11 protein-coding genes are annotated in these 8,544 nt (G+C 48.4%); 7 read left to right on the forward strand and 4 right to left on the reverse strand.

Annotated features, from left to right (window positions below; all coding sequences use genetic code 11):
- Positions 1-654: 654 nt before the first annotated feature.
- Positions 655-2,190: an LA2681 family HEPN domain-containing protein gene (locus PPL9_RS18180; RefSeq protein WP_057464019.1), complete on the forward strand. Its 1,536-nt coding sequence runs from the start codon at positions 655-657 to the stop codon at positions 2,188-2,190.
- Positions 2,191-2,574: 384 nt separating this feature from the next.
- On the opposite strand, the gene PPL9_RS18185 is transcribed toward PPL9_RS18180, so the two are convergent.
- Positions 2,575-2,910, reverse strand: a complete 336-nt coding sequence (locus PPL9_RS18185; RefSeq protein ID WP_057464020.1) for a hypothetical protein — start codon at positions 2,908-2,910, stop codon at positions 2,575-2,577.
- 404 nt (positions 2,911-3,314) lie between these two features.
- Between PPL9_RS18185 and PPL9_RS18195 the strand changes: the two genes are divergently transcribed.
- Both PPL9_RS18195 and PPL9_RS18200 read left to right on the forward strand, forming a co-directional pair.
- Positions 3,315-3,827, forward strand: coding sequence for a J domain-containing protein (locus PPL9_RS18195; protein WP_057464022.1), 513 nt, complete (start codon positions 3,315-3,317; stop codon positions 3,825-3,827).
- Positions 3,824-4,414 carry a hypothetical protein gene (locus tag PPL9_RS18200; protein WP_057464023.1) on the forward strand — a complete coding sequence of 197 codons (591 nt, stop codon included), beginning with the start codon at positions 3,824-3,826 and terminating at the stop codon, positions 4,412-4,414. Before PPL9_RS18195 ends, PPL9_RS18200 begins: the two co-directional genes overlap by 4 nt.
- Before the next feature lie 108 nt (positions 4,415-4,522).
- On the opposite strand, the gene PPL9_RS18205 is transcribed toward PPL9_RS18200, so the two are convergent.
- The gene (locus PPL9_RS18205) at positions 4,523-5,317 is read right to left on the reverse strand and encodes a glycoside hydrolase family 16 protein (protein ID WP_057464024.1); all 795 of its coding nucleotides are present in this window, start codon (positions 5,315-5,317) and stop codon (positions 4,523-4,525) included.
- A gap of 314 nt (positions 5,318-5,631) precedes the next feature.
- Between PPL9_RS18205 and PPL9_RS18210 the strand changes: the two genes are divergently transcribed.
- Positions 5,632-6,021 (forward strand): hypothetical protein, encoded by a 390-nt coding sequence (locus PPL9_RS18210; protein WP_057464025.1) that lies wholly within the window; start codon positions 5,632-5,634, stop codon positions 6,019-6,021.
- Between the two features lie 89 nt (positions 6,022-6,110).
- On the opposite strand, the gene PPL9_RS18215 is transcribed toward PPL9_RS18210, so the two are convergent.
- Positions 6,111-6,329, reverse strand: a complete 219-nt coding sequence (locus PPL9_RS18215; RefSeq protein WP_057464026.1) for a hypothetical protein — start codon at positions 6,327-6,329, stop codon at positions 6,111-6,113.
- A 374-nt stretch (positions 6,330-6,703) separates the two neighbouring features.
- On the opposite strand from PPL9_RS18215, the gene PPL9_RS18220 reads away from it, so the two are divergent.
- From PPL9_RS18220 to PPL9_RS18230, 3 genes are read left to right on the forward strand one after another with little or no spacing between them, the layout of a single operon-like run.
- On the forward strand, positions 6,704-7,147 hold the full coding sequence (locus PPL9_RS18220; RefSeq protein ID WP_057464027.1) for a helix-turn-helix transcriptional regulator: 444 nt from the start codon (positions 6,704-6,706) through the stop codon (positions 7,145-7,147).
- 44 nt (positions 7,148-7,191) lie between these two features.
- Positions 7,192-7,482 carry a hypothetical protein gene (locus tag PPL9_RS18225; RefSeq protein WP_057464028.1) on the forward strand — a complete coding sequence of 97 codons (291 nt, stop codon included), beginning with the start codon at positions 7,192-7,194 and terminating at the stop codon, positions 7,480-7,482.
- Positions 7,483-7,530: 48 nt separating this feature from the next.
- Positions 7,531-7,860 (forward strand): hypothetical protein, encoded by a 330-nt coding sequence (locus tag PPL9_RS18230; RefSeq protein ID WP_057464029.1) that lies wholly within the window; start codon positions 7,531-7,533, stop codon positions 7,858-7,860.
- Between the two features lie 378 nt (positions 7,861-8,238).
- On the opposite strand, the gene PPL9_RS18235 is transcribed toward PPL9_RS18230, so the two are convergent.
- The coding region (locus PPL9_RS18235) for a transposase domain-containing protein (protein ID WP_152986750.1) at positions 8,239-8,544 on the reverse strand (306 nt) is incomplete at its 5' end.

Genomic DNA, 8,544 nt, shown 5'->3' on the forward strand with positions numbered 1-8,544 from the left:
GTATTCCATGGTGCTCTCCCATCCTCGCAGCAATATGCTGCGATCTTAACAGGAGCTGACCTCTCGTGAAGGACGAGCCCGATTACGCATGCTTGTGGTCACCAGCTACATGCTGCTCTTGCGAATGCCTATGCGCCGACGAACGGCAGCAAAGGGGCTCCGAGCTGTCTTTGGACCGTATAGCAAACGGTGGTTTGACAGACGGACTAGATCGCTGCACACACGCCCTGATTTCATTGAATAATTTTGTCTGCCTACTCTGTTTAGAAATCATCGTATGTATTCCGCTGAAGAAAACGGGTTTCTGGAGGGTTTGTGATACTGATCAGTAAAGGACGCGCGCTATAAAAAGTAAAAGGCGGGGTTAAGCTGTTGATTGAGAGCGCTGTTTTCGCCATTCGCAACTAATGTGGGTTCGGACTTATGATTGCAGGCTGGTCGCAAGCAATCTGGGTTCATTCGCAATTAATGTGGGTTTGAGCCCCCAGATAAAGTCATTTAATTCGGGCTCAAAATGGCGATGATTGCAAGCCCAATGGATTATGATTGCAGGTTGGTACATGTAGACTTGGATCGAGCAGACCCACTTAACAAGATAAAAAACTACCCGAATTAGCAGAGTCACCTCTTATTTAGAACTTACGGCACTTTTAAATGTCTTTGAATTTAGTGATTAATGAGTTGCTGGATCATTCTCCAGAAAAAGCTGTAGAGCATGTACGAGCACTAGGCAGCTCACCAACTGAGCAAAAGCAAAAAGCTGATACTTACATTGACGCGGGTATTAGCTTAAATCGACCGTACTTAATCCGTGCAGGCATTCTTATTCTAAAGAAAGAATGTAGCGCTGGAAACGGGGCCGCCGCTCACTACTATTCCCTAGCTAACGGACTGAGTGCATATTCTGAGGTCTACAAAAGGATACACCAGTCGAAAAGCCAACGTGCAAAGCGCAATAGTGAGGCTAGATCTTACTATGGGAAGGTTCTGGTTTCCGAAGACAGCCCCACTCAACTTCGCTCCCAAGCAGCAACAAACATTGCGAACCACCTCAAGGTTCGTGGGCGTTACATTGAAGCCCTTGATTACTACAACGAGGCATTAGATATCATGCCTCGCAATGCGGTAGCAGCAGTAGGTGAACTGTCGCTAATAGACCAGCTAAGATACTTCATCGTTCATGAACATGAGTGGTATCGATTTTATGCCGAAACTAACTCGCTATACCGCAGAAGCGTTTTCCTCGAAGATACTATTCGGAACAACCTTGATGTTCTCGCAGATTTGGCCGGTAACCAACATGTTGAGTTCGCCCAAAAGCTGATTGAGCATAGGACGAGTTTCAATTTACCAGAACAGACCAGCAGTCAAGATTCCTATGAAACATGGGTCCAAAAAAACAATCTAGCTCTGTCACTTTTTTGTAGTCCAGAAGAGTACAACAAAAAGCGCTACGACCTATTATCTGTCCCATCTTTTAGAGGTGTCGGAATCTCTGGGAGCAAGCCGCCCGACATTTTCCGAATGTTCAACATAATCAAGTCTGACTATGTGTTAGCACGCCGTGTTTTGTTTGAGGCTTCTAATGAGAGTTTTGAAGAAACAGCGAACTACTCAGATACTTTGGACTACGCAACATATGGAATTAATGTGGCCGCTATGGCGAGCGCCCAAAAAACGGCTTTAGACATACTGGAAAAAATCTCTGTCATTATAGCGTGTCTCTTAGATCTCCCAAGCGCTGAACGCTTTCATTTCAAAAAAACAGCATTTTGGCGGAGGAAAAAGGGAGGAAGTAGTTGGGAGCTTACGCATAAGGAAGTCCTGAGGCAAATTGCGTCAAAAAACAATATGATGAGTGTCTTCCTAGAAATTATTTGTGATTTGCACGAAGATGAAGACGGATACCTTTCACATCTTACATCGTTGAGAAATTTTACAACCCATAGATTTCTATCCGTTCATGACTTTCCCTTTGCGCCAGAAGATGCAGAAAAAAGCCATGTCGGTCACTTCCAGCAAAATGAACTTCTTGATGGGGCAATGAAGTCCTTACGTTTAGCACGCGCCTGCATGTTCTATTTAGTAGACTTCATCAAACGTCACCAAGATCAAGAACAACACGCTTCGGATTTAATTATGTCATTTGATGTGCCTGACCATCATTGGGTGAGAGGTCGAGACATATAAGGCAGTGCTGGGCCGCACCACAGGATGCGCCCAGTGGGCAAGCAGGCTTCTTTCAGGGCAGTTGGTTGAGGGTGCACTATCCTTTCGTTGTTTTGGGCATGCGCATGCTTCTAATTCTCTGGGAAATGAGTTCAGTCTCAGCAACATGAGCCCGTCTCACGTAATGTGCGCTCATTCTCAGATAATTTGAGCCGAAGCAAAGTTAGAGTCTCACGTAGCTTGAGCTCAAAATCACTACGATCTCAAGCCCAGCCCTCGATAATCTCAAGCCGGTACAGCTATTCAGCTTTCTTAGTCTCCTGCAGCGCTGGTGGGTCGCTACGGCCTTTTTTAGCTGTAGCGACGAAACACTTGTTACGTAAAGTGCGTTAATCCCACCTCATCTTATGGGAGGATGTTACCCCATGCTCGGGCGCACCACTCCCTTGCGCGGTCTTCTTGGTAGTAGCATTCTTCGGAACCAACACCGTCAACGGCTCTTTGCTGACATGCAATTCTCGCAGCCCGCGCACGATCTATACACTGCCCAAAAGATAGGTTACCTGCCCCATCTCGGTCACGTTTCAAACCTTGGATGAAGTCATCCAAGAATTGCATCTCGTTGTCGATGTTTTGCTTTGTTGTTAAATCTACTAATGTCTCTTCGCCATCTGCCAATGCAGGGCTTGCTACAAGAAAAAAAGCGCAGATGATTGGTGCAATTGTCTTAATGAAACTCATGGGTTACCTCCCGCTTGAATATTACGGTTGCGGCATCAATTATAATCTTAGCAGACAGCACTTATAGCCCCCGATAAATAAGGGATAATGGGCGCTGTTTACGAGCAGTTTCAGAACTCATCCTGTGTCAGGAAATCAGCTAGGGGCTTCGCCCCATCGCTGGAGCAAGGACTAAAGCCGCTTCGCGGTCTCCAGGCCGGTCTCCCCATCCTTCCTTAGCTTTGCTTGTGCCGGCAGACCGGCACCGCAAATCTGCGTGCAGGACTCGACCTGCAGCTGCAGGTCGGCTTCCGCGCTATTGCGCTCAAGTGGGTGATACCCCTCCGGCCTTCCGATCCTTGCACCGCTCCCCCCGCTGTCTTCGACAAGAAGAAAGAAACGGATCTCAAGCGGGAGCAAAACACATGATTATCTCAGACGCCCTTTCAATCCTCGGCCTGTCTTCAGGTGCGAGCCAGGACGAAATCAAAGCGGCCTACAAAGCAGCGGCCAAGAAATACCATCCAGATCTAAACCCAGATGCCAGCGCTGCAGGCGGTGAGATGATGAAACTCGTAAACGCTGCTTATGATGCTCTAAAAAATGCCGACAGCACCGAAACTGAAGAGGCCACAAACAGCAACTATGGGGAAGAACTCAACGCGGCATTGAACGCGATTATCAATCTGGATGGTTTGGAGATTGAAATTTGCGGTTCGTGGATCTGGGTGAGCGGTAACACCAAGCAACACAAAGACGCCCTGAAAGCAGCCGGTTTCAAATATGCATCCAAAAAGAAAAAGTGGAACTACCGCCCTGCAGCTTGGCGTTCTAGCAGCCGTGGCCGGTATTCAATGGACCAGATCCGCGAACGTCACGGCAGCGTTCGCCCATCCAAAGCGCATTTTGGTTATGCGTCTCTTGAGACTGCAGCGTGACCCTTTCTGATACAGTAATGCCAGTTGCAAAGCTGCTTTTCGAGGGAGAGGGTAAGATCCTCTCCCAAGATCACCTCGTCACTGTTGAATCTCAGGTTGGAGCTTTGGTTATCAGGTTTTTTTCAAGCAAAAGACGGATAGTTGTGACGGCCAACTTGCGTCAGGATTTGGGAGATAGCCATTATTGGCGAGACCTGAAACCGCATGCCACGCCTGATGAGAATGTTGAGTTGCGGCGAACCTTTGCGCCAGGACGATTTACGACACAAACTCAGCAAGTCCTTTCTCAAATCAACCGCGATATCGTCACACCCGCACTTCCCCGAGCTTATAAAGCGTTGGCCGAAGTCGCAGAGCACGAGCGAAAAAAACGGAAAATTGCAGAGACAATAAACCGAGCTGCGCCCAATGAAGCTGAAATCAACATGTTTGGCAGATACAAGCTGACAAAAGCCATTCGCAAGTTTGATCCTCAAGCTAGTGGGTCGATTGAAGTCAGGGCAGACAGCGAATATTGCGAAGTCGAGATCCGGAGCTTGTCACTTCATAAAATGGAAAATCTCGTAGCGTTTCTCAATGAGGATTGAAAAGAGAAGGCGAGGGGAGCTCTCGCCTTCTTGTAACCCGTGAAACGACTTGAGCTAGTGGCCGGTGCTCAGCGGGATCTGCGAGATCCCACATCGCACTCACTCCGTTCATAAGGTGACGTATGAAACAGATGCAGAAGCAACCTGAAACGTCCAACTCTGTCCAGGCGCGTTTGAAGGCTGCAAATCGGCGTCATAGGCCCAGGTCCATCCTGTTGCACTTGGAGCCCAGAAGTTGAGAGTGAGGCTCATGTCGGACTGAGGAGCCTGAGAGGATTTTCGAACGGTAACTCCGTTGACAAGCCATTGGATGCCAGTTGATGACCAGATGATATGCAGATCAATAGGATTGCCGAACACTTGATGAATGGTGTTTTGTACAGCTGTGCCTCGGCTGCTGTCGAGGAAAACATTTGTGTTGATCTGCGGCTTTGGGTCGTTCCAGTACTTTGAGATCAGCTCAAAGTCTATTTCATCTCTCTGATCTTTATCCTGATTGAGGAGGTTATAGGCAAACAAGGCGGCAACAGCACCTTTGGGCATCAAGGTAGGGCATATGACTCTCGCGTGAAAGGCGACCTTCGCGTAGCGGCTCAGTCCCCATTTTTTGATTGTATTGATCTGAGCGCCGAGCAGGCTAGTGTGGTTCGGGTCAAGTGGGTTGTATGTGCTAAGCCTCAACTGAGCGCGGCCATTTTCGACAGGTGTGCAGCCAACTGAGCCTTTGAAGTCAGTTGGGTTACGCAGTGCCGTGCGTCCCAGAAAAGACGGGTTGTAACCAGAATGCCAGATAGGGCTTGTCCAGACAGACCGATCCACGTCCGGACCATCGGTAAAAGCAAAATTCTTCGTGATCCAAAGTCCTGGCTCAATGGTTTCAAGTAAATTACTTTTGGCATCCATAGTCTCATCCTCGGCATATCTGCTTGATTGATAAGATATCGTAGCGCGGGGTTATGACTGCTGCATCGGATCTTATTAGGTAGAGTTACGACCACGTAAAGCAGCACAGTTAGTCAATAACTAAGTCCCCGCTCAATTTGCTCAAGGCAACCTGCAAGCAGGCAGTGCGACCAGCTTCCTACGCTGCGCTTCGTGCAGCCGGTCCCCTTCGGTCGCCCTGACCTTGATCAAACCGACCGGCTCCAAATGACAAGGAAAGTGAAGGCGGACCTCACATTGAGGCTGCTTACTTACCAGGTCAGGAGAGCCGGACAATGAGTGCAAAGATCCTCAATTTTCCAACCAAACAGAACACTATGAGTCGCAGGGATGTAATCTCATTTTCTGAAGCGCTGGATGCTGCATGGGATGCTTCGTTGGAGGCCACAAGTGTTTTTGTCGAAGAAAACGGCGACTACTTTTCTGAAGGTGGAGCTTATGTTGTGTTTGATGACCTTAACGCTCCATTTGTGCGCCTCCTGAAGGTTAAGGGAGTAGGAGAAGCTATGATCTCCGGAGGGTGGAAGGTGTCACTTCTTCTAGGTCTGCCTTATAAGTCCAGCTGCGCTTATGAGGCAGGCTGTAACGCCTTTGTTGAAGAGTTAAAACTTCATAATATTTTGGCGCGTGTGGTTGCTTATGATGACCATGATGAGGCGACTTGAATGATGGGCTTGTCTCCCTTCTCCGTCATGAGCAAGATGCGTGAGAGCTAATGAGCAGAGACACCTAGTTTAGTCTGTGCTGGCGGCAATCAATCTGAATAACAGATGTAGACAAACGCGCCATTTCCAAACGCTTCGAAACGTCCGCCGAATGGGCCTATAACGTGTTTTTCAACAGTCTCTTTTGTCATCCGTGGCGGATAGGTGCCCTTTATCTTCATACCCTTATGAACGGGGCCAAGGATCTCGAAAGATGGCTTTCGTGGATCATCTGTTGGGGCATTACTAAGAGATGGTTTGTCGGACATTTAAGCGCTGCTCTCATGAGTTGGATACTGGTATGCAGAATAGATTGTACCACCACATGTGACGGAATAAAGTAGTTCGGAATGATTGAGGAGTTTGGAATAAAAAGGTTTGTAATCTCAGCTAAGAGCTTAGCATTAGACATTACGGAATTATGAGTTGAAGAAACCTAGCGTATTAGATAAATTCCCTCACCCATAAGCTGATTATCTGAAGAGTGGCTCAAGCTATCGGATGGAGCTGAATGAACCTGGCCGTATGTCTTACATATTGTTGCAGGAAGCATAGATTGCAGATAAACAACCTCAGATTGCTAAAATCTTATGGAATGAGGCTGAACGCAATTTCATAACGCTTGTAAAGTTTGAGGTTGAATTTGATCGATAGCAGACGTGCAGACATTATTGGGCGCAGGATCAAAGAGCTTCGACAAGAGCGCAAGCTCACACAACCTCAGATGGGCAAGCTGTTTGACTTCTCCGTAAGCCGATTGAGCCAATATGAGTGGGGAGACTTCACACCACCGTTTGATCTGCTTATGCATTTTGCTGAATTTTTTAAAGTCAATCATGCTTGGATTATGGGCGTTCCCAACGCACCAAAAATATTGCCTCCGGCAGAAAACACGATCATGAAGTTTGAAGCCCTGTGTCCGATTATAGAAGCCCGCGCAATGGAGCTGGACATATGGCTTACCCAAGAAACGCGCCGCAAAGCAGCTGGATTTCTAATCGATAACTTTCCAGACATATTGGAAACCTATCAAAGTAATTTGGACGTGATTGACAGCACCATAATTGTAAAAGGCAAGCGTCTTTAGGTTCGCCATTGCTGCCTGAGGGTTCTCCTGAGTGGATTCTGGACATGGCCTATGATGCGGCCACCAGTGCAGCTATCAGAGCGCATAGAGCTTGCAAAGATCAGGCCGATTGCGGGGGAGCATGGGTTGTCATCAATGATTGTCAATCCGCGTTTGCACGGTTCTTAAAGCAAAGCGGGATGGGTGATCGGCACTCTGAAGGCGGCTGGCGGTTATCTCTTTGTCAGGGACCAAGAACGCAATCGCGCATCATCTATGAGGAAGCGTGTCGTGCCTTTGTAGAGGTGCTGGAGCAACACGGCATCAAGGCATGGGTCTTCAATTATATCAATTAGGCCCACGAACACTTTCTCAGCCCCCTTTACCAGCAGGCAATCAAGTCTATGACCTACAGACTTCCCAGCTTCAACGAGCGCGTTGACTACGCCCATCAAGCTCTATTGCGCGGTGAAGATAGCCGCAAGTTCGACAACTGTTTTGAAATGTGGGACGGCGCTTTTGTAGTCGCAGCCCTCATGCGGCGCAACTTGAGCGATCTAGAGCTCCGGCAAGCCATCAAAAAAGACCTCTCCACTGTTGGGCTTGCTCAGTGGCAGCAAACCACTGCCAGCCTGGCTCACATCCCCACACACAAGCTTTCCGATAAGGCCGCAGCCCATAGGCGGCAAGTTGAGAAAAGCCCGTTCGAGTTCGAGCAACCAAGCCTTTTCTAACCGATAGTTTCAGAGATTTTACATGTACACTTTCACTAAACCGACCTGTTCTGTAACCGCCATCACGTATCTGCTCGAACTGCAACAGCTGGGGCTAATGTTCCACCTTGATGTGGGAGAGTAATAAACTATCATACTGACGAGTACTCCAAGCAGCAGAAAACTGCCGATACGAATTACCTTTCAAAAAATAGAGTTACATACTGGCCGCAGTGCAGGCTCTCCCGGCGACTGTTTTTTTAGTAATAAAAATTCATACCGAAGAGCCCCATTGCAATTATACGCCACACGATTTGCCTTCGCGGGTGCAGCAAATCGCTTGTGATCAATACCGTGTGCGTCCGGCGAACCCGACCTACAAAACGGAAATAGGCCCTGTTACGCTGGCTTAGCAGCGTAACACCACGGCATGAGATCGTTGAGGCGGGTGATCTTGTGATCAGCGATTTGAGCCAGAACCCACGTTAGCCAGGCTTGGGGATCCACACTGTTGAGCTTGGCGGTTTCGATGAGGGTATAGGCGATTGCCGCTGCTTTTCCGCCCCCTTCCGAGCCCATGAAGAGATAATTCATCCTTCCAAGAGCTACAGGCTTCATTGCCCGCTCGGCACAATTGTTGTCCAGCTCCAGAGAGCCATTGTCCAGATAGGCGCGCGCTTTGGGTAGGCGCGTGAGGGCATAGCG

The organism is Pseudovibrio sp. POLY-S9, from assembly GCF_001431305.1.
In the GTDB taxonomy this organism is placed as follows: domain Bacteria; phylum Pseudomonadota; class Alphaproteobacteria; order Rhizobiales; family Stappiaceae; genus Pseudovibrio.

Coding starts and splice junctions, on each gene's coding strand:
- PPL9_RS18180 (WP_057464019.1), top strand. CDS start 655: ATGTCTTTGAATTTAGTGATTAATGAGTTGCTGGATCATTCTCCAGAA.
- PPL9_RS18210 (WP_057464025.1), top strand. CDS start 5,632: ATGAGTGCAAAGATCCTCAATTTTCCAACCAAACAGAACACTATGAGT.
- PPL9_RS18230 (WP_057464029.1), top strand. CDS start 7,531: ATGACCTACAGACTTCCCAGCTTCAACGAGCGCGTTGACTACGCCCAT.
- PPL9_RS18225 (WP_057464028.1), top strand. CDS start 7,192: ATGGCCTATGATGCGGCCACCAGTGCAGCTATCAGAGCGCATAGAGCT.
- PPL9_RS18205 (WP_057464024.1), bottom strand. CDS start 5,317: ATGGATGCCAAAAGTAATTTACTTGAAACCATTGAGCCAGGACTTTGG.
- PPL9_RS18195 (WP_057464022.1), top strand. CDS start 3,315: ATGATTATCTCAGACGCCCTTTCAATCCTCGGCCTGTCTTCAGGTGCG.
- PPL9_RS18185 (WP_057464020.1), bottom strand. CDS start 2,910: ATGAGTTTCATTAAGACAATTGCACCAATCATCTGCGCTTTTTTTCTT.
- PPL9_RS18215 (WP_057464026.1), bottom strand. CDS start 6,329: ATGTCCGACAAACCATCTCTTAGTAATGCCCCAACAGATGATCCACGA.